Source organism: Streptomyces sp. NPDC088707 (assembly GCF_044752725.1).
GTDB lineage: Bacteria > Actinomycetota > Actinomycetes > Streptomycetales > Streptomycetaceae > Streptomyces.
Genome location: NZ_JBIVLV010000005.1, coordinates 479079 through 502060, shown reverse-complemented (window position 1 = coordinate 502060; position 22982 = coordinate 479079). Strand labels below are relative to the sequence as shown.

Below are 22982 nucleotides of genomic sequence, written 5' to 3'. Positions count from 1 at the left end.
ATCCCCACGCGCGTGGGGAACGCCGACAGTCTCGGCCAAGGGTCACGCGCCGACGGCCGAGCCGAACAGAAGTCACCCGAAGGAGCGAGCATTCGATGAACACCCGCTACCCGTTCACTGCCGTCGTCGGCATGGACGATCTCCGGCTCGCGCTGCTGCTGACGGCCGTCAGCCCGACGGTGGGCGGTGTGCTCGTGCGGGGCGAGAAGGGGACCGCCAAGTCCACCGCCGTGCGCGCGCTCGCCGAGCTGCTGCCCGCCGTGCCCGTCGTCGCCGGCTGCCGGTTCAGCTGCGACCCGGCCTCGCCCGACCTCGGCTGCCCCGACGGCCCGCACGGCACGGCGCCGGGCATCGAGCGCCCCGCGCGGATGGTCGAGCTGCCCGTCGGCGCCTCCGAGGACCGGCTCGTCGGCTCCCTCGACATCGAGAAGGCGCTCAGCGAGGGCGTGAAGGCCTTCGAGCCCGGCCTCCTCGCCTCCGCGCATCGCGGGATCCTCTACGTCGACGAGGTCAACCTCCTCAGCGACCACCTCATCGACCACCTCCTCGACGCCGCCGCCATGGGGTCCTCCTACGTCGAGCGCGAGGGCGTCTCCGTACGGCACGCCGCCCGCTTCCTGCTCGTCGGGACCATGAACCCCGAGGAGGGCGAGCTCAGGCCCCAGCTCCTCGACAGGTTCGGGCTGACCGTCGAGGTCGCCGCGTCGCGCGACCCGCGGCAGCGCGTGGAGGTCGTCCGGCGGCGGCTCGCCTTCGAGGACGACCCCGCCGCCTTCGCCGACCGCTGGGCCGCGGACGAGACGGCGCTGCGCGAACGGATCGTCACCGCACGGGCGTTGCTGCCCCAGGTGACGCTCGGCGACGACGTACTGCTCCAGATCGCCGCCACCTGCGCGGCGTTCGAGGTCGACGGCATGCGCGCCGACATCGTCATGGCCCGCACCGCGACCGCGCTCGCCGCCTGGGCCGGCCGCACCGAGGTCACCTCCGAGGACGTGCGGCAGGCCGCTCTGCTCGCCCTCCCGCACCGGCGGCGCCGCTCCCCCTTCGACGCTCCCGGCCTCGACGAGGACAAGCTCGACGAGACCCTGGAGGAGTTCAAGGGCCAGGACCAGGAGCCGGACGAGGACCCCGAGCCCGACGGGCCCGGCGACGGAGGGCCCGGGGACGGGGGTCCCGGTGGGGGTGTCCCGCCGCAGAGCGACGGGCCCGCCGCCGAGCACTCCCCCGCTCCCGAGGAGACCTCCCCGCCCGCGCCGCCCGCGCCCTCCCCCGAACCCGCCCCGCGGGGCGCCGCTTCCGGTGAGCGCGCCGCCGTCGCCGCCTCCGAACCCTTCCGTACGAAGGTGCTCAGCGTCCCCGGACTCGGCGAGGGCGCGGCCGGGCGCCGCTCCCGGGCCCGTACCGAGCACGGCCGCACCACCGGATCCGTACGCCCCCGGGGCGCGCTGACCAAGCTGCACCTGGCCGCCACCGTGCAGGCCGCCGCCCCGCACCAGAAGGCCCGTGGGCGGACCGGCGCCGGGCTCGTGGTCCGCCGGGACGACCTGCGGCAGGCGACCCGGGAGGGGCGCGAGGGGAACCTGGTGCTCTTCGCCGTCGACGCCTCCGGTTCGATGGCGGCTCGGCAGCGGATGAGCGCCGTCAAGGGCGCCGTCCTCTCCCTGCTGCTCGACGCCTACCAGCGGCGCGACAAGGTCGGCCTCATCACCTTCCGGGGCCGCGACGCGGAGGTCGCGCTGCCGCCGACCTCGTCCGTCGACGCGGCCGCCGCCCGTCTGGAGAAGCTCCCGACCGGGGGCCGTACCCCGCTGTCGGCCGGGCTCCTCAAGGCCCATGACGTGCTGCGCGTCGAGCGGCTGCGGGACCCCTCGCGCCGCCCGCTGCTCGTCGTCGTGACCGACGGGCGGGCGACCGGCGGCGGCGCCGACCCGGTGGCGCTCGCCGCCCGCGCGGCGCGGCTGCACGCCGCCGACGGCACGGCCTCCGTCGTCGTCGACTGCGAGACCGGACCGGTGCGGCTCGGGCTGGCCCGGGAGCTCGCCCGTGAACTCGGCGGCACCGCCGTCACCTTGGACGAGCTGCGCGCCGACTCGATCGCCGGCCTCGTCCGGGACGTACAGGGAAACCGGAAGACCACCGCCAGGAGGGCCGCTTAATGCCGCAGGGACAGCCGACCGTCGTTCCCGACGACGGTCTCACCACCCGTCAGCGCCGCAACCGGGCGCTGGTGATGGTGCACACCGGCGTCGGCAAGGGGAAGTCGACCGCCGCGTTCGGCATGGCGCTGCGCGCCTGGAACCAGGGCTGGCCGATCGGGGTGTTCCAGTTCGTGAAGTCGGCCAAGTGGAGGGTCGGCGAGGAGAACGCCCTCAAGGCGCTCGGCGAGACCGGCAAGGGCGGCACCGTCACCTGGAACAAGATGGGTGAGGGCTGGTCCTGGATCCAGCGCGAGGTCGCCGAGGGCGAGCAGTCGCACGAGGAGAAGGCCCGCGAGGGCTGGGAGCAGGTCAAGCGGGACCTCGCCGAGGAGAAGTACACCTTCTACGTCCTCGACGAGTTCGCCTACCTGCTGCACTGGGGCTGGATCGACACGGCCGAGGTCGTCCAGGTGCTGCGCGACCGTCCCGGGCACCAGCACGTCGTCATCACCGGCCGCAACGCGCCGCAGGAGCTCGTCGACTTCGCGGACCTCGTCACCGACATGTCCAAGGTCAAGCACCCGATGGACGCCGGTCAGAAGGGCCAGCGGGGCATCGAGTGGTAGCACGTCTCGTCATCGCCGCGCCCTCGTCGGGCGCGGGCAAGACCACGGTCGCGACCGGTCTGATGGCCGCGTTCGCCGGCCGTGGTCTGGCGGTCTCGCCGCACAAGGTCGGACCGGACTACATCGACCCGGGCTACCACGCGCTCGCCACGGGGCGGCCGGGCCGCAACCTCGACGCGTACATGTGCGGTACGGGGCTGATCGCGCCGCTCTTCGAGCACGGGGCGCGCGGGTGCGACCTGGCGGTCGTCGAGGGGGTCATGGGCCTGTACGACGGGGCCGCGGACCAGGGCGAACTCGCCTCCACCGCACAGGTGTCGAAGCTCCTCAAGGCACCGGTGGTACTGGTCGTCGACGCGTCCTCGCAGTCGCGGTCGGTGGCGGCGCTCGTGCACGGCTTCGCGTCCTGGGATCCGGAGGTGCGGATCGGGGGCGTGATCCTGAACAAGGTCGCGACGGATCGGCACGAGCATCTGCTGCGGGAGGCGCTCGGCGAGTCCGGGGTACCGGTGCTGGGTGTCCTTCGGCGGGCGCCGGCCGTGGCGACTCCGTCGCGGCATCTGGGGCTCGTACCGGTGGCCGAGCGGCAGGCCGCTGCGCTCGCCGCCGTCGCGGCACAGGCGGAGCAGGTGCGCCGGGGTTGCGACCTGGACGCGCTGATGGCGCTCGCACGGTCGGCACCGCCGCTGCACGCCGAGCCGTGGGTGGCCGAGGTCGGGGAGCGGCGATCCGCCGGTGGGGGGTCCGTGCCCGCCCTCCCCCGGACTCCCGCCGGGGGGACCCCCACCGCCCCGCGGAACGGCGGCCCGCGGACCCCCGTGGTCGCCGTCGCCGGAGGAGCCGCGTTCACGTTCTCGTACGCCGAGCACGCCGAACTGCTCACCGCCGCCGGGGCCGAGGTCGTCACGTTCGATCCGCTGCGGGACGAAGCCCTCCCCGAGGGGACGTCCGGGCTCGTCATAGGCGGCGGGTTCCCCGAGATGTACGGCGAGCAGCTGTCCGCCAACAAGCCGTTGCGGAAGGCCGTCGCCGCGCTCGCCGCGTCCGGCGCGCCCATCGCCGCCGAGTGCGCCGGGCTGCTGTATCTCGCGCGGTCGCTCGACGGCACCCCCATGTGCGGGGTGCTCGACGCGGACGCGCGGATGTCCGAGCGGCTCACCCTCGGGTACCGGGACGCCGTCGCGGTGAGCGACAGCGTGCTCGCGCCCGCCGGGGCGCGGATGCGGGGGCACGAGTTCCACCGGACCGTCATCGAGCCGGGCGCCGGGGCGGCGGCCGCGTGGGGGCTGCGGCAGCCCGAGAGGAGAGTCGAGGGCTTCGTGCAGGGCGGGGTGCACGCCAGCTACGTCCACACCCACTGGGCGGGATCCCCGGAGGCCGCCGCGCGTTTCGTGGAGCACTGCGGGTGAGGTCAGCCGCCGGAGACTCCCACCACGAGCCAGATGAAGCCGACGCCCCCCACCGTGCAGAGCAGCGTGGAGCGGGCGGGGTGGTCGTGGTGGGCCTCCGGCAGGATCTCGGCGGCGGCCAGGTAGAGCAGGGCGCCGCCGAAGAACCCCAGATAGCTGCCGAGGAGTTCCACCGGAAGGGTGAACAGCAGGGTGGAGGCGGCGCCGACCAGCGGGGCGAGGGCGTCGGCGACGAGCATGCCGACGGCCTTGCGGCGGGCGTTCCCGTAGAGGCTGGTGATCGTGTACGTGTTGAAGCCGTCGGCGAAGTCATGGGTGATGACGGCGAGCGCGACGGTGGCGCCCATGCCGCCGCCGACCTGGAAGGCGGCGCCGAGCGCGATGCCGTCCATGAGGCTGTGACCGACCATCGCGGCCGCCGCCGTCATGCCGACCTGCGGGACCCTCTCGTCGGCCGCGACGCCGTGTGCGGCCTGGCGTACGGCGAGGAGCCGCTCCACGACATGGGCGAGGAGGAAGCCGCCGACGAAGAGCAGCAGGGCCTCCGGGACTCCGAACACCTCGTCGCCCGCGGCCTCCAGGGCCTCGGGCAGCAGGTCGAGTCCGACGACGCCGAGCATGAGTCCGCCGGCGAGGCCGAGGACGAGGTGGCGCCGGTCGGTGACGCGTCCCGCGACCCAGCCTCCGAAGAGCGTCATGAGGAACGCGCCGAGCGCGACGACTACAGCCATGGGCCTTTGGTATCGGATGGGGTGGCGTCCGCGCACCTCGGTGTCGGCGCCCGGGCCGGGGTCCCGGTGGACGAGGTCCTCGCCCTGGTCGAGGCGGTGCTGGAGGAGGCGGGCCTGACGCGGGCGGAGGTCCGCTCGCTCGCCACGCTCGACGCGCGGGCGGCGGAGCCGGGGATCACGGGGGCGGCCGAGGAGCTCGGCGTCCCGGTGCGGGGGTTCACGGCCGAGGAGCTCGCGGTCGTGCCCGTACCGCATCCGTCGGCGCGACCGCTGGCCGCGACGGGCACGGCGTCGGTGGCGGAGGCGGCCGCGCTGCTCGCCGCGGGCGGCGGCCCGTCCGCCGGGCTGCTCGTACCGAAGCGGAAATCCCGGCGCGTAACGTGCGCTCTCGCCGCTTCTGTCCGGGTTCGCCCGAACGAAGACGCGCCAGGCGTACGGTTGTTGCCCCGAACTCACGGGTACATCGCTGGCGAGCCTGGCTCACCCCCCACCATCCCCACCCCCCACACGACGGCGGCCATGGACATGCATCTGCATACCGACGCCCACGACCTGCGCCACCACGGTGACGCCGAGGTACGGGACGAGAAACTCATCGATCTGGCGGTCAACGTCCGGACGAACACCCCACCGGACTGGCTGCGGGAGCGGATCGCCGACTCCCTGACCGGACTCGCCGCCTACCCCGACGGCCGGGCCGCACGCGCGGCCGTGGCCGAGCGGCACGACCTGCCCTCGAACCGGGTCCTGCTCACGGCCGGCGCGGCCGAGGCCTTCGTGCTGATCGCGCGGGCGCTGCCGGTGCGTCGGCCCGTCGTGGTGCATCCGCAGTTCACCGAGCCGGAGGCGGCGCTGCGCGACGTCGGTCACGAGGTGGGCCGGGTGCTGCTGCGCGAGGAGGACGGTTTCCGGCTGGACCCGGCGGCGGTCCCCGAGGACGCGGACCTGGTGGTGATCGGGAACCCCACGAACCCCACGTCCGTGCTGCACCCCGCCGCCTCGATCGCCGCGCTCGCGAGACCCTGGCGGACCCTGGTGGTCGACGAGGCGTTCCTGGACGCGGTGCCGGGCGAGCGCGAGGCGCTGGCGGGGCGGACCGACGTGCCGGGGCTCGTGGTGCTGCGCAGTCTCACCAAGACGTGGGGGCTCGCCGGCCTGCGGATCGGATACGTGCTGGCCGAGCCGGCGACGATCGCCGCCCTGGAGCGGACCCAGCCGCTCTGGCCGGTGTCGACGCCGGCCCTGGTCGCGGCGGAGGCGTGCATGTCGCGGGCGGCGCTCGCGGAGGCCGAGCACGCGGCGCACCGGATCGGGGTCGAGCGGGCCCATCTGCTCGCCGGGCTCGCGGAGTTCGACGAGGTGCGGACGGTGCCGGGGTCGGAGGGCCCCTTCGTGCTGCTGCGGATCGACGGGGCGGACGCGGTACGGGAGCGGCTGCGGTCGCTGGGCTTCGCGGCCCGCCGGGGCGACACCTTCCCGGGGCTCGACCGGAACTGGCTGCGGATCGCGGTCCGGGACCGGGCCACGACGAACCGCTTCCTGCAGGCCCTCGACCAGGCCCTGCTGATGGGCGGCTGAGCGGCCGCAGACGGGCGACCGGCGGGCGGCGCGGACAAGGGTCCGGGGAGGGCGGCGTCGTCACCGTCGCCCTCCCCGGACCCGTGCTGCTCCCGGAGGCTCCCCCCGGAGCCTCCGGCCACCACGCCGCCCGGCGCATGCCCCTGCGCGTCCCCCTCGGACCGTCAGCCGCGGGAGCGGGCGCGCGAGCGGGTCAGCGCGAGCGCGCCGCCGCCGGCCACGAGGAGGGCGAGCGCCCCGCCCGCGAGGTACGGGGTGGTGGAGCTGCCGCCGGTCTCGGCGAGGTTCTGGGTGGGCGTGGTGCCACCGTTGTCGGTCTTGATGCCGCCGGCGTCGCTCGGCTTGACCGAGGGCTGCTGGGTGGGCTGCTCCGAGGGCTGCTGGGTGGGCTGCTCGGTCGGCTTCCCGGTGGGCTTCTCGGTGGGCTTCTCCGTCGGGGCTGTGCCCTTGGGCGTCTCGCAGGTGGCCTCGGCGAGCGTCACGGTGCCGTTGACCTCGGCGACGCCGAGCTTCAGCGGGTCGACCTCCACCTTGAGTTCGAGGGCGGTCGCCGCCGCCGTGCGCGAGGTGGTGGACGTACGGGACAGGTCGAGGGTGACCTGTCCGACACCGGGCACGCTGACCTGGGTCCGGCCGCCGGTGGAGAGGGTGGTCTTCTTGCCGAAGACGGTGACGTGGCCGAGGACGTTGGACTCGGCGACCGGCTTCTTCCCCACCTCGCACAGTGCCTTGGAGGTCACCTTCTGGACCTCGATGAGCGAGAGCAGCGGGATTCCGGGGACGTGGACCTTGGCCTTGACGAGGTTCACGTACCCCTCGGCCTTCTTCTCGTCCACGGTGGCCGTCGAGGTGGCGACGTCGGCGGCGAGGATGTCGATCGGCTTGCCCTCCTCCGCCCCCTGCACCTTCACGGAGAGCGCGGTCTCGTTCTCGCTCTCCGGCGCCTTGACCTCGTTGAGGGAGACCCGCAGCGGCACGTCGACCGTCTTGTCGAGGAGGGAGACGTCGAGACTGGTCCGCAGGACGACGGCGGTGGCGCGCCCTTCGCCGCCCGTGGCCTGGGCCGCCGGGGCCGCGAGGAGCACGGGGCCGACGGCCAGGGCGGCGACGGTCGCGGCTGCGGCGGTACGGCGTGCGGGCGTGCGGAAGGTGTTGCTGTTCAAGATGGTGGAACCCCCACAAGAGACATGGCGTCGCCGGCCGCTCACCACGGGGACGGTGGGTCGGCGCGGCCTCGGCGACTTGAGACACCGGAATCTTTACGCACGGAGAGTGAACCGACAGTCGCCTGACGTGAGTTCACTCCAAAGGGGGGTTTCCGTGTTCATATTCGATTTTTTTCGACACAACCGTTCCCGGGTGTCCCGCGTCTTTCGCACGCGGGGACACACAGCGGGTCCCCTGGGAAGGGTGTGAACGAGCCACCGCGCGCCGGGGTAACGGATCGTCAACCCGGCGCATCAGGACAGGATGGTCAGCCCGCGCGCCAGTACCCCAGCGCGTGGACGCGCTCCTTGGGGAGCGCGAGCTCCTTGCGCGCGTATGTGGCGAGAGTCCGGGTGGTCGCGGTGTCGCAGGCGATCCAGACGTACGGGTCGGCCTCCGCGAGGGCGGGGAGCTCGGCCTTCACGCGGGCGACGAGGTCGGCCCCGCCGTTCCGGCGCGGCACCCGGCGCAGTTCGTGGTGCTCGGGGTCGAGCCGGACCGGCAGCTCCTCGTCGGAGGCGTGCTGGGTCTCGAACCAGACGGTGGCGGGGACGCCCGGGAGCGCGTCGAGCAGGGAGTTGACGGCGGGCAGCGACGCCGGGTCGCCGACCACGAGGAGCCGTCCGGGGCGCGGCTCCGGGGCGTCGAAGCCGGTCCCCTGGAGGGTCGCCTCGACGGTGTCGCCCGGGGCGCAGGCACGGGCCCACCGGCTGGCGACGCCGTCGTGGAGGGCGAACTCCAGACTGAAGGTGCCGGCCTTCTGGTCGGGGTCGACCAGGGTGTACGCGCGCTGGTGCGGCTTGCCCGCGTTCTCGAACCAGATCCGGACCCACATCGTGGGGTGGATTCCGGCGGCGGCGAGCAGACCGCCATCCGTGAAGTGCACCCTGCGGTAGTCCTCGGTGACCTGCTCGGCCCCCGTCACGGTGAACGTGAAGTCCTTGCCCCGCATCAACTTGAGAACGGCACCCTGCCAGCCGTGACCCACCGCAATCCCCTCCCCTGAACTCCTGTAGATTAATTTAGGTCAGCCTAACCTAAGAAATTGCAGAGGACATGGCCCGCAGCCATGTCGGGTACATGGACGGGATCGGGGTCTCCGTGAGCATCGAGGTCTACCGGGACGCGTGGGGCGTCCCCCATCTGCGCGCCGCTGACCAGGACGAACTCGCCTTCGCGCAGGGCCGGGTCACCGCCCGCGACCGGGCCTGGCAGCTGGAGGTCGAACGGCACCGGGCCCAGGGCACCACGGCCGCCTTCCTCGGCGCCGCCGAGCTCGGCTGGGACACCTTCGCCCGGCGCTCCCGGCTCGCCGACACCGCCCGCCGCTGCTTCGAGCGGCTCGAACGCGAGGACGCGCGGACCGCGGCATGGGTCCGCGCGTACGTGGACGGGGTCAACGACGGCCTGGCGGAAGGGGCGGGACGGGCGCCCGAGTTCGCCGAGACCGGCCTCGTGCCCGGCCGGTGGGAGCCGTGGACCCCGCTCGCCGTCTGGCTGACGACCCACATCCTGTTCGCCGGCTTCCCCACCAAGCTGTGGCGCGAGGAGGTCGCCCGGCGGCTCGGCGAGGAGTGGACGGAGCTCTTCGCGACCGACGGGCCGGGGACCTCGGGCTCCAACGGCTGGCTGGTCGCGGGCGGACGGACCGCGAGCGGGGCGGCCCTGGTGGCCGGCGACCCGCACCGCTTCATCGAGGCGCCCGGCGTCTACCAGCAGATCCGGCTCGCCTGCCCCGCGTACGACGTGGTGGGCATCGCCGTGCCCGGCGTCCCCGGACTCGCCCACTTCGGCCACACCGGACCGGTGGCCTGGGCCATCACCAACGCGATGTCGGACTACCAGGACCTCTACCGGGAGCGGCTGCGGAGGCTCCCGGACGGCGGGGTGGAGGCGTACGGCCCCGAGGGCTGGCGCCCGGCGACGACGCACACCGAGACGATCGAGGTCGCGGGCGGTGAGCCGGTCGCGGTCGAGGTCATCGAGACCGACCGGGGCCCGGTGATCATCGGGGTGGACGACGGGGCCGGGAGCACGGCGCCGGAAGGCGTGGCGCCGGAGGGTGCTGCGTCGCAGGGCGCTGCATCGGAGGGCACTGCATCGGGAGGCGCGGCATCGGGAGGCGCGGCGGAGGACCGGGACTCGTGGGGCGGGGCCTCGGCCTGGGAGGGCGTCGCGCTGCGGTACCCGCCGCGGGTCACCGGACAGCTCGGGTTCGAGGTGCTGCCCGCGCTGCTGCGCGCCCGGACCGTCGCCGACGTGGACACGGCCCTCGACGGCTGGGTCGAGCCGGTCAACGTCGTCCTGGCCGCCGACACCGAGGGCGGCCTGCTGCACCGGGTCGCCGGCCGGGTGCCCGTACGGCACCGGACCAACTCGCTGCGGATCGTGCCCGCCTGGGACCCGGCGCACGCGTGGCAGGACGCTCCGGCGCCGCTGCCCCGCGCCGATGTGGACGGGCACGCCGTGATGGCCAACGCCCGGGGCATCGCGGCGCCGCTGGGCATCGAGTTCGCCCCGCCGCACCGGGCCGACCGGATCGACGCGCTGCTCGGCGCCTCGGCGGACTGGACCCCGGAGAGCATCACCGCTCTCCACCGGGACACCGACAACCGCTCGGCGGCCCGCCTCCTGGCGGCCGTGGCCCGGGTGGGCGGCGGGAGCGGGCAGGCCGGCTCCGGCCCCTCACCGGCCGGCCCCTCACCGGCCGGCCCCTCACCCGCCGGCCCCTCACCCGCCGCCTCCGCCGTGCGCGACCGGCTGCTCGCCTGGGACCGGCGGATGGACGCGGAGAGCGCCGACGCCGGCCTCTACGCCGCCGTGCGCGGGGCCGTCGTCCGCCGGTTCGCCGCCCACGAGGCCTTCGCCGCGCTGCGCGAACCCGCCCCGTACCCCGAGGTGTTCCGGCCCTGGCTGGCCCTGGGTCCGCGCGTCGCCTACGCCCTGGAGACCCTGCTCGTGGCCGGGCCCGTGCCCGCCGCGGACGTCGACCGGATCGTGCGCGAGGCGCTCGACGAGGTCGCCTCCGGCGAGCCCCCGGCCGCCTGGGGCGTGACCCACCGGCTCGCGCCCTGGCAGGCGCTGCCCGACCCCGACGACGCGCAGTGGCCGGGACTCGGCGGGGACCACGACTGCGTGCTCTCCACGTCCAGCGTGCCCGGGTGGACCGACCGCAGCGCCCGGGCCTCCGCCGCCCGCTACGTCTGGGACCTCGCCGACCGCGAACGGAGCGGCTGGATCGTGCCGTTCGGCGCGTCCGGCGTGCCCGGCGACCCGCACCACCGCGACCAGCTTCCGCTGTGGCTGAGGGGCGAACTCGCCCCCGTCACCACCGACTGGCAGAACCTCACCAAGGAGCAGGGATGACCACCGCCACCGCCCCCTATGTCCGGAGCATCGACGGCTTCGGCACCGTCACGGTCCGGCCCGTCGAGCCGGAGCGCGACGCCGTGCTCCTGCACGCCTGGGTCAACGAGGAGCGGTCCCGCTTCTGGGGGATGGTCGGCACCACCGTCGAGCAGGTCCGGGACGTCTACGCGCACCTCGACTCGCTCACCACCCACCACGGCTTCCTGGTGATCCTGGACGACGAGCCCGTCGCCCTGCTCCAGACGTACGACCCCGAGGCCGACCGCGTCAGCGAGTGCTACGAGGTGCGGCCCGGGGACGTCGGCGCGCACTTCCTCATCGCGCCGAACCCGGCGCCGCAGCCGGGCTTCACCGGCCGGCTCCTGTCCGTGCTCATCGGCTTCACGCTGCGCGACCACACCCGTGTGGTCGTGGAGCCGGACGCCTCCAACGAGAAGGCGATCGCCCGCATGGTGCGCGCCGGGTTCGAGCTGGGCCCGGAGGTCGTACTGCCCGAGGTGGACCTGCCGGAGGTCTTCATCCCGGAGAAGAAGGCACGGCTGGCCTTCCTGACCCGCGGCTGAGCAGCCGACCGCGGGCGGGCGGGGGGCCTAGCCGACCACCCGTCCGTTGACGACGACCCGGCGCGGGGCCGCGAGGACGCGGACGTCCGCGCGCGGGTCCTCGCCGTAGACCACGAGGTCGGCCGGGGCGCCCTCCTCCAGGGACGGGCGCCCCAGCCACGCCCTGGCCCCCCAGGCGGTCGCCGCGAGCGCGTCGATCGGCGGGATGCCGGCCTTGGTCAGCTCCTCGACCTCCTCGGCGACCAGGCCGTGGGCGAGGGAGCCGCCCGCGTCGGTGCCGACGAAGACCGGGACGCCCGCGTCGAATGCGGCGCGCACGGTGTCGTACCGGCGCTCGTGCAGCCTGCGCATATGGGCCGACCAGCGGGGGAACTTCTCCTCGCCGCCCGCGGCGAGGTGCGGGAAGGTCGCGATGTTGACCAGGGTCGGGACGATCGCCACGCCCCGCTCGGCGAAGAGCGGGATGGTGTCCTCGGTGAGGCCGGTGGCGTGCTCGACGCAGTCGATGCCGGCCTCGACGAGGTCGCGGAGCGAGTCCTCGGCGAAGCAGTGCGCGGTGACGCGGGCGCCGAGCCGGTGGGCCTCGGCGATGGCCGCCTCGACCTCGGCGCGCGGCCAGCAGGCGGTGAGGTCGCCGGCCTCGCGGTCGATCCAGTCGCCGACCAGCTTGACCCAGCCGTCGCCGCGCCGGGCCTCTCGGCCGACGTAGGCCACGAGGTCGGCGGGCTCGATCTCGTGGGCGTAGTTGCGGATGTAGCGGCGGGTGCGGGCAATGTGCCGCCCCGCGCGGATGATCTTCGGCAGGTCCTCCCGCTCGTCGATCCAGCGGGTGTCGGAGGGCGAGCCCGCGTCCCGGATCAGCAGGGTGCCCGCGTCCCGGTCGGTGAGGGCCTGCTTCTCGCTGGTCGCCTCGTCGACGGGGCCATGCCGGTCGAGTCCGACGTGGCAGTGGGCGTCGACGAGTCCGGGCAGCACCCAGCCCTTGACGGTGACCGCCTCGGCGGCGGGCCTGTCGAAGGTGACCCGCCCGTCGACGCACCACAGTTCGTCGCGTACGTCCTCGGGGCCGACGAGCACCCGTCCCTTCACGTGCAGCACCGCGCGATCACTCATGTCTGCACTGTACGAGGACGGGACCCCGGCGGGGGAGGGCCCCTCGGTACCCTGATCCGGAGTTCCGCCCGCACGAATCCGAGTCGAAGAAGGCACCGTCGTGACCGTGACACATCCGCTCCTGGACCTGGCCCCGCTGACCGCCGCGCATTTCGCGTCGATCGAGCGGCGGGTGGCCGCGCTGCTCTCCACGGAGCAGGACGTGGTGATCACCCAGGGCGAGGCGCTGCTCCCGCTGGAGGGGTGCATCCGCAGCGGTGCGCGGGCCGGATCGACCGCGCTGAACGTGGTCACCGGGCCGTACGGGCAGACCTTCGGCAACTGGCTGCGGGACTGCGGCGCGACCGTGGTCGACCTGGAGGTGCCCTTCCACACGGCGGTGACGGCCGCGCAGGTGGAGCAGGCGCTCGCCGCGCACCCGGAGATCGACTTCGTGTCCCTGGTGCACGCGGAGGCGGCGACGGGCAACACGAACCCGGTGGCGGAGATCGGTGAGGTCGTGCGGGCGCACGGAGCGCTGTTCTACCTGGACGCGGTGGCGTCGATCGGCGCCGAGCCGGTGCTGCCGGACGCCTGGGGCGTGGACATGTGCATCATCGGCGCGCAGAAGGCGATGGGCGGGCCTGCGGGTGTGTCGGCGGTCTCGGTGAGCGCGCGGGCGTGGGAGCGGTTCGCCGCCAACCCGGCCGCGCCGCGCCGCTCGTACCTCTCCCTCCTCGACTGGAAGGAGCGCTGGATCGACGGCGGCCGCAAGACGCTGCTGCATGCTCCGGCGCAGCTGGAGATGCTGGCCCTGGAGGCCTGCGTGGAGCGGATCGAAGCGGAGGGTCTGGACGCCCTGATGGCGCGGCACGCCGCCGCGGCGGCGGCGACCCGGGCGGGCGCGCTGGCCCTGGGCGGCGGCCTGGAGCCGTATGTGTACGAGGCGAAGGACGCGGCGCCGGTCGCGACGACCCTGCGTGTGCCGGCCGGTACGGACGCCTCGGAGCTGGTGGCGAAGGCGCTGGCCGCCGATCCGTCGCTGCCGCTGATCGCGGGCGGCGGGGCACTGGCCCAGGAGATGATCCGGGTCAACCACTACGGGGTGGACGCGACTCCGGGCGCCGTGCAGTCCTCGCTGGCCGCCCTGGGCGCGGCGCTCGGCGAGGCGGGCCGCGCGGTGGACCTGGAGGGCGCGCGCCGGGCGGTCACGGAGGCCTGGGCGGTCTGACCGGTCCGCGTACGGGACGGGGAACGGGGAAGGGGCGGGGTCCGGTGTCGGACCCCGCCCCTTCCGCGTACCTCTGCTTCCGCGTACTGCCGCGTACTGCCGCGTACTTCCGTGTGCCCCGGTGCCCCGGTGCCCCGGTGCCGCGGTGCCGCGGTCGCCGCGGTTACAGCGCCGGGTAGTCGGTGTAGCCGCGGTGGTCGCCGCCGAAGAAGGTCGCCGGGTCCGGGGTGTTGTACGGGCCGCCGGACCGCAGCCGGGCGGGCAGGTCGGGGTTGGCGAGGAACAGCGCCCCGTACGCGACGAGGTCGGCGGTGCCGTCCTCGATCAGGGTCAGCGCGTCGGCGCCGGTCGGCCCCTCGGTGGAGGGGTTGAGGACGAACGTGCCGGAGAAGGCCTTGCGCAGGGCGAGGGTCAGCTCGCGGATCTCGGGCACGGGCTCCGTGACGTGCAGGTACGCGATGCCGACGGGGTCGATCGCGGCGACGAGGGCGGGGTAGAGCTCCTCCGTGTCGGTCTCGGCGATGTCGTTGTAGGTGTTGGCCGGGGAGATCCGCAGGCCGGTGCGCTCGGGGCCGATCTCGGCGGCGACGGCCTTGACGACCTCGACGGCGAGGCGGATGCGGTTCTCGACCGGGCCGCCCCACTCGTCGGTGCGGTGGTTGGAGCCGGAGGCGAGGAACTGCTGGATCAGGTAGCCGTTGGCGCCGTGGATCTCGACGCCGTCGAAGCCGGCCTCGACGGCGTTGCGGGCGGCATCGGCGAAGCCGGCGATCGTCTCCCGGATCTCTTCGGCGGTGAGCTCGCGCGGGGCGACGAAGTCGATGAGGCCGGTGCCGGCGAAGAGCTGGCCCTTGGGGGCGACGGCGGACGGGCCGACGGGGTGGAGGCCGTCGCCGAGGACGACGGGGTGGCTGATCCGGCCGGCGTGCATCAGCTGGACGAAGATCTTGCCGCCGCGCTCGTGGACGGCGTCGGTGACCTCGCGCCAGGCGGCGACCTGCTCGGCGCTGTGCAGGCCGGGGGTGTTGGGGTAGCCCTGGCCCACGGCGCTGGGCTGGGTGCCCTCGGTGATGATCAGGCCGGCCGAGGCGCGCTGGGCGTAGTACTCGGCGACGAGCGCGGTGGGGGTGCGGCTGTCCCCCTCCGCGCGGCTGCGGGTCATCGGGGCCATCGCGATGCGGTTGGCGAGCCGGGTCCCGGCGAGGTCTACGGGGTCGAAGGCGGTGGTCATGGCTGTCCCCTTCACAAACATTATGTGGTCGGCCAAGTATCTGGCCCGGATGCCACTGTAACCCATTGCTTGGCCAGCCAAGGTAATCTGTGGGGAGAGTCTTCACGAGGAGCCCGCGATGTCAGGAACCGACCCCGTCTGTACCGAGACGGCACCCTCGGCCGCCCACGGCGGTCCCGTCAGCGTCGCCCTGGCCGGGGTGGCCCGGATGCACCGGATCGCCGCCGGGCGGCGGCTGCGGGAGCTCGGCCTCTACCCGGGCCAGGAGATGATGATGATGCGGCTCTGGGACTGCGGACCGGTCCGGCAGTCCGAGCTGATCCAGTCCCTGGGGCTCGACGCCTCGACGGTGACCAAGATGCTCCAGCGCATGGAGCACTGCGGCCTCGTCCTGCGCCGCCCCGACCCAGCCGACCGGCGTGCGGTCCTGGTCGAGGCGACGGACGAGGGCCGGTCGCTGCGCACCGGCGTCGAGGGCGTCTGGTCCGACCTGGAGCAGGCCTCCCTGAGCGGGCTCGGCCCGGACGACCGGGCCGAGCTGGCACGGCTCCTCGGCCTCGTGGCGGACAACCTGCGCGAGGAGGCGGGCGATGCGGGCGACTGCCCGGCCCCGCCGCGCGGCTGCTGAGCGGGACACCCCGGGCCTGCGTCTCCCCGCGTGGACGCGCCATCCCGCGGGCGTACGGCGCACTCGCGCGGACGTGAGCCCCGCGAGGCCGGGGTCCGGGTGTCAGCCCGCGAGGACCTCCAGGGCGCGGTCCACGTCCGCCGCCGTGTTGTACAGGTGGAAGGACGCGCGCAGGTTGCCCGCGCGGTCGGAGAGCAGGACGCCGGCCTCGCGCAGCGCGTCCGCGCGGTCCCCGAGGCCGGGGACGGCGACGACCGCCGACTCGTCCATGACCGGCGCGTGGCCCAGGGCGACGAGCCCGGCGCGGAAGCGGGCCGCGAGCCCCTTGACGTGGGCCTCGATCCGCTCGACGCCGATCTCCTCCAGGAGCGCGAGCGAGCGGGCCGCGCCGTGGTACGAGAGGAAGGCCGCGGGCTCGTCGAAGCGCCGTGCGCTGGCGGCCAGTTCGCGGACCGGGCCGTAGCTGTTCACCCACAGCTCCTCGCCGGTGACCCAGTTGGCGTGGATCGCGAGGAGCGAGTCCTGCGCCTCCTCGGTGACGGTGAGGAAGGACGCCCCGCGCGGGCAGAGCAGGTACTTGTAGCCGCCGGCGACCGTGTAGTCCCACTCCCCCGCGCGCAGCGGCAGCCAGCCGGCCGACTGGGTGGCGTCCAGGAGGGTGCGGGCGCCGTGCGCGGCCGCCGCGGCCCGGATCGCCGCGAAGTCCGCGGTGCGGCCGTCCGCCGACTGCACGGCCGAGAAGGCGACGAGCGTGGTGTCGGGACCGACGGACTCGGCGAGCCGGTCGAGGGGCACGAACCGCGTCCTGAGGTCGCCGCGGATCGTGAAGGGGGTGATGACGGAGGAGAAGTCGCCCTCGGGGAAGAGGATCTCGGCCCCTGCGGGCATCGACTGGGCGATCATGCCGCAGTGCACGGCGACCGAGCTGCCCACCGCGACGCGCTCGGGCGCCACGCCCACGAGCCGGGCGTAGGTGGCGCGGGCCTCGTTCACGATCTCGAAGTCCCCGGCGCCGCCCGGGCGTCCGGCGGCGGTCTCCTCCGCGAGGAGCATGACGGCCTCGATCGCGCGTCGCGGCAGCAGCCCGCAGGCGGAGGTGTTGAGGTAGGTGTTCTTCGGCGCGAACTCGGCGCCCCCGAGGGGCTTTTCCAGGGAATCCATGCCCTCACCCTGGATTCCCCACGATCACCCGTCAATCGGGTTCGATCGTGGGGAATCCCCAAGCAGCGCTTATCGCCGCAGGTGGGAGGGGGTGCGGGCGATCATGCGCCGGGTCGGATGCGGGCGGTCACGCGCCCGGGACCTCGCAGCTGCCGTCGGTGTCGCAGACCGCCGCGTCGCCGCCGACGGGCTGGAGGGCCCGACCCTGCCAGGCCTGCTCCAGGGCCTGGGTGAAGACCTCGGCGGGCTGGCCCCCGGAGATGCCGTAGCGGCGGTCGAGCACGAAGAACGGCACGCCGTTCGCGCCGAGTTCGGCGGCCTCGCGCTCGTCCTCGCGGACGGCGTCGGCGTAGACCGAGTCGTCGGCGAGGACGGCCCGCACCTCGGCCTCGTCGAGACCGGCCTCGACGCCCAGCGTCACCAGGGTCTCGGCGTCGAAGACGGAGCGCTCCTCGGCGAAGTTGGCGCGGTAGGCCAGGTCCAGGAGCTCGTTCTGCAGCCCGCGGTCCTTGGCGAGGTGGAGCAGCCGGTGGATGTCGAAGGTGTTGCCGTGGTCGCGGCCCTCGGTGCGGTAGCCGAGGCCCTCGGAGTGCGCGTTGGACGCGACGTGCGCCTCCATGGCGCGGGCCTCGTCGAGGGTGCGGCCGTACTTCTTGGCGAGCATCTCCAGGACGGGGCCGGTGTCGCCCTTGGCGCGGTTCGGGTCGAGCTCGAAGGAGCGGTGCACGACCTCGACGTCCTCGCGGTGGGCGAAGGCCTCGAGTCCCTTCTCGAAGCGGGCCTTGCCGATGTAGCACCAGGGGCAGGCGATGTCGCTCCAGATCTCGACGCGCATGTGAGTTCTCTCCGGGGTTGGGCGGCGGGGTGTTCGGGGTGTTCCGTCGCGACAACGACCCCGCCGGCGGATTTCATTCCGTTTCCGGTCCCAGTGTGAGCCGGAGCACGAGATGGTCGCCGTCGCGCGGGGTCTCCGGGTCCGGGGTCCAGCCGTGGGCGGCGTAGAAGGCCTGAGCGCGTTCGTTCTTCTCGAAGACCTCCAGGCGTGCCTCGGTCACACCGGCGGCCCGCCAGCCGTCGACGCAGGCCGCGTGGAGCTCGGTGCCGACGCCACCACGCCAGCGGGCGGGGAGGACGTGGAGCTGGGTGAGGTGCATGTGGCCGTCGCGCTCCCCGTACGCGGCGATGCCCGCGAGTTCCCCGTCCCGTACGGCGCAGAGGACGGCCCCGCGCCCGACGGCGGCGGCCCAGCCGGACCGGGAGCGGGCGATCTCCTCCGGGCCGAGGAAGTCGGCGTCGGGGATGTGACCGCGGTAGTAGGTGGCGCGGGCCTCGGTGTGGAGGGCGACGACGGCGTCGAGATCGGCGGGGGTGGCGAGTCGGATCATGGTTCTTCAGGACGCACGGGACGGCGGGGCGGTTGCGGCGGCGGTGCGCGCGGTGGCCGACGGGGCGGTCGCGGCGGGGGTGCGCGCGGTGGCCTGCGGGGCGGTCGCGGCGCGCGGGAGTGCGGGGGTTCCGGCTGCCGACGGGTCGGCGCCGGCCGCGGCGGGCCCGCCCGCCGCCGTCAGGCGGCTGAAGGAGGACCGGTAGGCGCTCGGGGTGAGGCCCGTGCGGCCCAGGACATGCCGGCGCAGGGAGTCCCCGGTGCCGAGCCCGCTCGCGCGGGCCACCCCGTCCATGGCGAGCGAGGTGGTCTCCAGGAGCTCCTTCGCCCGCTCCACGCGCTGGTGCAGCAGCCACTGGAGCGGGCTGACGCCGGTCTCGGCGTGGAAGCGCCGGGAGAGGGTGCGGACGGAGACGCCGGCGTGCCGGGCGAGGTCGGTGAGGCCGAGCGGTTCGTCGAGGTGTTCCATCGCCCACGCGCGCGTGGCGGCGAAGGAGACCCCGCGCTCGGGCGGCAGCGGGGTCTGGGTGAACTGGGTCTGGCCACCGGGCCGTACGGGGGCGACGAGGGCGAGCCGGGCCACCGTGTTGGCGACGGCGGCGCCGTAGTCGGTGCGGATGACGTGCAGGCAGAGGTCGATGCCCGCCGCGTATCCGGAGGAGGTGAGCACGGGCCCGTCCTGGACGAACAGCACGTCGTCCTGGAGGTCGACGGACGGGTGGCGGGCGGCGAGCAGCGAGCTGTACGCCCAGTACGTCGTCGCGGCCCGGCCGTCGAGCAGCCCGGCCTCGGCGAGCGCGAAGGCGCCGGTGCAGATGGAGGCGATCCGGCTGCCGGCCGTGGCGGCGCCGCGCAGCGCGGTGAGGATGCGGGGGTCGGGGTCGGTGTACGAGCCGCTGCCCGCGAGGACCACCGTGTCGGCCCCGGCGACGGCGTCGAGGCCGTGGGGGACGACGAGGTCGAGGCCGCCGGTGGTGGTGACGGGCCCGGGGTCGGGGGCGCAGATGACCGTCTCGTACCCGGGTGCGCCGTCGATCTCGACCTTGCCGAACAGCATCTCGGGGATGGCCAGGTTGAACATCGAGACGGGCGGGGCGGCGATCACGGCGACGCGGCGGGCGCGGGGCGGGGGTGCGGACTCGGCTGTCATGTGGCCAGAACCTCCGGGCATATGGCATTCGGGCCACTACTGTACGGCCCGGCCGATCATGAAGCTGGGTCCATGCCATCGACAGACCTCGCCGAAGCCCCCGTCGCCGCCCCCTCCCCCGCCCGGACGCCCCCCGGCCCCGCCCTCGCCGCCGCGATGCTCGGGTTCGCGCTCATCACCCTGGACACCTCCGTCGTGAACGTCGCCCTGCCCGCGATCGGCGCCGATCTGCGGGCCGGGATGTCGGGGCTCCAGTGGGTGGTCGACGCGTACACCCTGGCCTTCGCGGCGCTGCTGCTCTCCAGCGGGGCGCTCGCCGACCGGGTCGGGGCGAGCCGGGCGTACGGGATCGGGGTCGTCGTCTTCGCCCTCGCCTCGGCGGCCTGCGGTCTGGCCCCGGGCCTTCCGGCGCTCCTGGCGGCGCGGGCGGTGCAGGGGGTGGCGGCGGCCGTGATGCTGCCGGCCTCGCTCGCGCTCGTCCGGGAGGCGTACGGCGATCCGGGGCGGCGGGCCCGGGCGGTGTCGCTGTGGGCGGCGGGCGGCACGGTCGCGGTGGCGCTCGGCCCGGTCGCGGGCGGGGCGCTGACCACGGCGTGGAGCTGGCGGGGCATCTTCTTCGTGAACCTGCCGCTGGGACTGCTCGCGCTGGCGCTGCTGAGCCGGGTGGCGCGTTCGGAGCGCCGGCCCGCCCCGCTGGACCTGCCGGGTCAGCTGACGGCGATGGCGGCGCTCGGGGCGCTGACCTTCGCCGCCATCGAGGGAGGTAGGGAGGCGTGGTGGGCGCTGGGGCTCGCGGGGGTCTCGTTCGCCGCCTTCCTGCTGATCGAGTCGCGGCGGCGGCACCCGGTGGTGCCGCTGGGCCTGTTCCGGAACACGGCGGTGGCGGTCGCGGTGGCGGCGGGTTCGGCGAACAGCGTTGCCTTCTACGGGATGCTGTTCGTCTTCAGCCTCTTCTTCCAGCAGGTGCTGGGTCTCTCGGCGCTGGCCGCCGGGCTGATGTTCCTGCCGATGTCGGGGCTGCTCGCCGGGGTGAACATCCTGTCGGCGAGGGTGGCGGCGCGGTACGGGGCGCGGCTGCCGATCGTCCTCGGCCAGGCGGTCGCGGTGGCGGGTCTGCTCGGCCTGCTCACGGTCGACGCGCACACCTCACGGGTGGCCCAGGCGCTCCTCCTGGTCCCCCTCGCCCTGGGCGCGGGCTTCTCGCTGCCGCCGCTGATCGCCTCGATGATGGAGGCGGTCCCGGCGGACCGCGCGGGCACGGCGGCGGGCCTCCTGAACGCGGTCCGGCAGACGGCCGGCGCCCTCGCGATCGCGGTCTTCGGCTCCCTGGCGGCCGCGTCCATGGAGTCGGCCCTCCGCACGAGCCTTCTGATCAGCGCGTCCTTCCTCGCCCTGACGACGCTGCTCTCCCTCCGCCTGCCGGGCCGCCGGGGCCGCTGAGCGGGCTCAGGCCCCCTTGCGGTACTGCCCCGGGGCCAGCCCGTACTCCCGTTTGAAGGCCTTGGCGAAGGCGAACTCCGAGGAGTAGCCGGAGCGTTCGGCCACCGCGCGGAGCGGGAGGTCGTCCGTGCGCAGGAGGCGGCCCGCCGTCGTCATGCGCCACCAGGTGAGGTAGGCGAGGGGGGACCGGCCGACGAGGGCGGTGAAGCGGCGGGCGAAGGCGGCGCGGGAGAGGCCGCCGAGGGCACCGAGTTCCTCGACGGTCCAGGCTCTGGCCGGGTCGTCGTGGAGGGCCCGGAGGGCTCCGGCGACCACCGGGTCGCTCAGGGCGGCCGACCAGCCCGTGGAGCGGTCGGCGCACACGCTGAGCCACCAGGTGCGCAGCAGGTACAGCAGGAGGGTGTCGAGCAGGGCGGGCACGATCGCGTCCGATCCCGGCTGGGGTTCGGCGAGTTCGGCGCCGAGCAGGTCGACGGCGGCCCGCAGCCGGGGGTGGGCGCCGACCCGGGCGGGGAGGTGGACGTACGGGGGCAGCTCGGTGAGGAGGGGGTGGGCGCGGTCCCGGCTGAGCTGGTAGGCGCCGCACAGGAGCAGGGTCTCCTCGGCGCCGACGGGCCCCCGGTCGGGCCCGGTCGGCCAGGAGCCGTCGGCGGCCGGCAGGGCGTCGACGAGCGGGGTGTCGGGGCGGTCCGCGAGGCCGTGGCCGGTGCCGTGGGCGAGCAGGACGACGTCGCCGGGGCCGAGCCGGACGGGGGCGGTGCCGTCCGGGGGCAGCAGCCAGGCGGTGCCCTGGAGGACGACATGGAATCCGGCGCCCTTGCTCGCCGGGAAGCGCGATCCCCAGGGTGCGAAGCGGACCGTGCGGGAGGAGTGGGGCCGGCCGGTGCGCATGGCGGCGATGGCATCGCTCAGTACGTCCATCCCGGCACCGTACTCCTCGTCGATGACGGCGAGACGATCGGACATGGGCGGGAGCCATGGGGATATGGATCGTCTTGTCACGCGCTTCTACGGTCGGGACATGACGACGACAACAGGCAGGACGACCAAGGCGGTTCTCTTCCACGAACCCGGCGGCCCCGAGGTGCTGACGGTGGAGGAGGTGGCGCTGCCCGCCCCCGGGCCGGGGGAGGTGCTCGTACGGGTCGAGGCGATCGGACTCAACCGCGCCGAGGCGCTGTTCCGCGAGGGCACGTACTACTACCCGGCGAAGCTGCCGGGTTCGCGGCTCGGCTACGAGGCGGCCGGTGTGGTGGAGGCGGTCGGCGCGGGCGTCACCGCGTACGCCCCGGGCGACCTGGTGATGGCGGCGGCCAACTTCGACTTCGGGACGCACGGGGTGTACGCGGAGCGGGTGGTGCTGTCGGAGGAGTACCTGGTGGCCCGGCCCGAGGGGGTGGACGCGGTGACGGCGGCGGCGGTGTGGCTGACGTACTCCACCGCGTACGGCGGCATGGTGCTGACCGGCGGTCTCGGCGCCGGCGACCACGTGGTGATCACGGGGGCGTCCAGCGGCGTGGGGACGGCCGCGATCCAGACGGCGCTGCGGGTCGGAGCCGTACCGGTGGCGACCACGCGCGGCGAGGACAAGCGGGAGCGGCTCCTGGAGCTCGGGGCGGCGCGGGTGATCACGACGGACACCGAGGACGTGGTCGGGGAGGTGCGGCGGATCACCGGCGGGGCGGGCGCGGACCTCGCCTTCGACGCGATCGGCGGGCCCGGGTTCGCCCGGCTCGGGGACGCGCTGCGGCCCGGCGGCACGGCGGTGCTGTACGGCTGGCTGGACCCTCGGCCGGTGGCGCTGTCGATGAACTGGCCGCAGACGGTCCACACGTACGCCAACGGGGCGCTCGTGCGGACCGGGGAAGGCCGCCGGCGGGTGGCCGGGTTCATCGGCGAGGGGCTGCGCGACGGCTCCCTCGCGCCGGTGATCGCCGAGACCTTCGACGGTCTGGAGCGGATCGCCGACGCCCATCGGCTGCTGGAGTCCAACGCGCACCTCGGGAAGATCGTGGTGCGCGTCGGGGGGTGACCGCCGGTGG

Annotated in this window: 20 protein-coding genes; 10 read left to right on the top strand and 10 right to left on the bottom strand. The window is 74.4% G+C overall.

All coding sequences use genetic code 11. From position 1 onward, the window contains the following. Positions 1 to 95 precede the first annotated feature (95 nt). Genes ACIP84_RS18725 through ACIP84_RS18715 form a run of 3 tightly spaced genes read left to right on the top strand, consistent with a single transcriptional unit; the run spans position 96 to position 4176 of the window. Entirely contained in the window at positions 96 to 2159 is a 2064-nt protein-coding gene (locus ACIP84_RS18725; RefSeq protein WP_355964921.1) for a putative cobaltochelatase, read from the top strand. Beyond that, on the top strand, positions 2159 to 2767 hold the full coding sequence (gene cobO, locus ACIP84_RS18720; protein WP_030322647.1) for a cob(I)yrinic acid a,c-diamide adenosyltransferase: 609 nt from the start codon (positions 2159 to 2161) through the stop codon (positions 2765 to 2767). Before ACIP84_RS18725 ends, cobO begins: the two co-directional genes overlap by 1 nt. Next, entirely contained in the window at positions 2761 to 4176 is a 1416-nt protein-coding gene (locus ACIP84_RS18715) for a cobyrinate a,c-diamide synthase (RefSeq protein WP_401798733.1), read from the top strand. The genes cobO and ACIP84_RS18715 overlap by 7 nt, the downstream gene beginning before the upstream one ends. 2 nt (positions 4177 to 4178) lie before the next feature. On the opposite strand, the gene ACIP84_RS18710 is transcribed toward ACIP84_RS18715, so the two are convergent. After that, the gene (locus ACIP84_RS18710) at positions 4179 to 4907 is read right to left on the bottom strand and encodes a ZIP family metal transporter (RefSeq protein ID WP_355964918.1); all 729 of its coding nucleotides are present in this window, start codon (positions 4905 to 4907) and stop codon (positions 4179 to 4181) included. 21 nt (positions 4908 to 4928) lie between these two features. Between ACIP84_RS18710 and cobC the strand changes: the two genes are divergently transcribed. Then, the gene (gene cobC / locus ACIP84_RS18705; protein ID WP_401798731.1) at positions 4929 to 6485 is read left to right on the top strand and encodes an Rv2231c family pyridoxal phosphate-dependent protein CobC; all 1557 of its coding nucleotides are present in this window, start codon (positions 4929 to 4931) and stop codon (positions 6483 to 6485) included. 164 nt (positions 6486 to 6649) lie between these two features. Here the strand turns inward: cobC and ACIP84_RS18700 are convergent, their stop codons facing one another. Further along, positions 6650 to 7648, bottom strand: a complete 999-nt coding sequence (locus ACIP84_RS18700) for an SCO1860 family LAETG-anchored protein (RefSeq protein ID WP_401798729.1) — start codon at positions 7646 to 7648, stop codon at positions 6650 to 6652. 311 nt (positions 7649 to 7959) lie between these two features. Next, complete coding sequence (locus ACIP84_RS18695) at positions 7960 to 8679, bottom strand: siderophore-interacting protein (protein ID WP_401798727.1); 720 nt, start codon at positions 8677 to 8679, stop codon at positions 7960 to 7962. A gap of 92 nt (positions 8680 to 8771) precedes the next feature. On the opposite strand from ACIP84_RS18695, the gene ACIP84_RS18690 reads away from it, so the two are divergent. Both ACIP84_RS18690 and ACIP84_RS18685 read left to right on the top strand, forming a co-directional pair. Continuing rightward, positions 8772 to 11057: a penicillin acylase family protein gene (locus tag ACIP84_RS18690; protein ID WP_401798837.1), complete on the top strand. Its 2286-nt coding sequence runs from the start codon at positions 8772 to 8774 to the stop codon at positions 11055 to 11057. Continuing rightward, positions 11054 to 11623: a GNAT family N-acetyltransferase gene (locus ACIP84_RS18685; protein ID WP_401798725.1), complete on the top strand. Its 570-nt coding sequence runs from the start codon at positions 11054 to 11056 to the stop codon at positions 11621 to 11623. Before ACIP84_RS18690 ends, ACIP84_RS18685 begins: the two co-directional genes overlap by 4 nt. Before the next feature lie 27 nt (positions 11624 to 11650). Here ACIP84_RS18685 and ACIP84_RS18680 read toward each other — a convergent pair whose 3' ends face one another. Next, positions 11651 to 12736: an amidohydrolase family protein gene (locus ACIP84_RS18680; protein WP_401798724.1), complete on the bottom strand. Its 1086-nt coding sequence runs from the start codon at positions 12734 to 12736 to the stop codon at positions 11651 to 11653. A gap of 106 nt (positions 12737 to 12842) precedes the next feature. Here ACIP84_RS18680 and ACIP84_RS18675 point away from each other — a divergent pair, with 106 nt between their 5' ends. Next, positions 12843 to 13946 carry a pyridoxal-phosphate-dependent aminotransferase family protein gene (locus ACIP84_RS18675; protein ID WP_401798835.1) on the top strand — a complete coding sequence of 368 codons (1104 nt, stop codon included), beginning with the start codon at positions 12843 to 12845 and terminating at the stop codon, positions 13944 to 13946. A gap of 163 nt (positions 13947 to 14109) precedes the next feature. Here the strand turns inward: ACIP84_RS18675 and ACIP84_RS18670 are convergent, their stop codons facing one another. Beyond that, the gene (locus ACIP84_RS18670; protein ID WP_355964912.1) at positions 14110 to 15177 is read right to left on the bottom strand and encodes an alkene reductase; all 1068 of its coding nucleotides are present in this window, start codon (positions 15175 to 15177) and stop codon (positions 14110 to 14112) included. 118 nt (positions 15178 to 15295) lie between these two features. On the opposite strand from ACIP84_RS18670, the gene ACIP84_RS18665 reads away from it, so the two are divergent. Continuing rightward, positions 15296 to 15805, top strand: coding sequence for a MarR family winged helix-turn-helix transcriptional regulator (locus tag ACIP84_RS18665; protein ID WP_401798722.1), 510 nt, complete (start codon positions 15296 to 15298; stop codon positions 15803 to 15805). 102 nt (positions 15806 to 15907) lie between these two features. Here the strand turns inward: ACIP84_RS18665 and ACIP84_RS18660 are convergent, their stop codons facing one another. The 4 genes from ACIP84_RS18660 to ACIP84_RS18645 all read right to left on the bottom strand — a co-directional run bounded on the left by ACIP84_RS18660 (position 15908) and on the right by ACIP84_RS18645 (position 19500). Next, a complete protein-coding gene (locus ACIP84_RS18660) occupies positions 15908 to 16966 on the bottom strand; it encodes an aminotransferase class V-fold PLP-dependent enzyme (protein WP_401798721.1) in 1059 nt (352 codons plus the stop codon). A 127-nt stretch (positions 16967 to 17093) separates the two neighbouring features. Then, positions 17094 to 17801 (bottom strand): DsbA family oxidoreductase, encoded by a 708-nt coding sequence (locus ACIP84_RS18655; RefSeq protein ID WP_401798719.1) that lies wholly within the window; start codon positions 17799 to 17801, stop codon positions 17094 to 17096. 73 nt (positions 17802 to 17874) lie between these two features. Continuing rightward, positions 17875 to 18351, bottom strand: coding sequence for a GNAT family N-acetyltransferase (locus ACIP84_RS18650; RefSeq protein WP_355964908.1), 477 nt, complete (start codon positions 18349 to 18351; stop codon positions 17875 to 17877). 6 nt (positions 18352 to 18357) lie between these two features. Beyond that, on the bottom strand, positions 18358 to 19500 hold the full coding sequence (locus ACIP84_RS18645) for a GlxA family transcriptional regulator (protein WP_401798718.1): 1143 nt from the start codon (positions 19498 to 19500) through the stop codon (positions 18358 to 18360). A gap of 72 nt (positions 19501 to 19572) precedes the next feature. Here ACIP84_RS18645 and ACIP84_RS18640 point away from each other — a divergent pair, with 72 nt between their 5' ends. Then, positions 19573 to 20940 carry an MFS transporter gene (locus tag ACIP84_RS18640; protein ID WP_401798716.1) on the top strand — a complete coding sequence of 456 codons (1368 nt, stop codon included), beginning with the start codon at positions 19573 to 19575 and terminating at the stop codon, positions 20938 to 20940. 6 nt (positions 20941 to 20946) lie between these two features. Here the strand turns inward: ACIP84_RS18640 and ACIP84_RS18635 are convergent, their stop codons facing one another. Then, complete coding sequence (locus tag ACIP84_RS18635) at positions 20947 to 21861, bottom strand: AraC family transcriptional regulator (protein WP_401798833.1); 915 nt, start codon at positions 21859 to 21861, stop codon at positions 20947 to 20949. Positions 21862 to 21961: 100 nt separating this feature from the next. Here ACIP84_RS18635 and ACIP84_RS18630 point away from each other — a divergent pair, with 100 nt between their 5' ends. Further along, positions 21962 to 22972, top strand: a complete 1011-nt coding sequence (locus tag ACIP84_RS18630) for a zinc-dependent alcohol dehydrogenase family protein (RefSeq protein ID WP_401798714.1) — start codon at positions 21962 to 21964, stop codon at positions 22970 to 22972. Positions 22973 to 22982 lie beyond the last annotated feature (10 nt).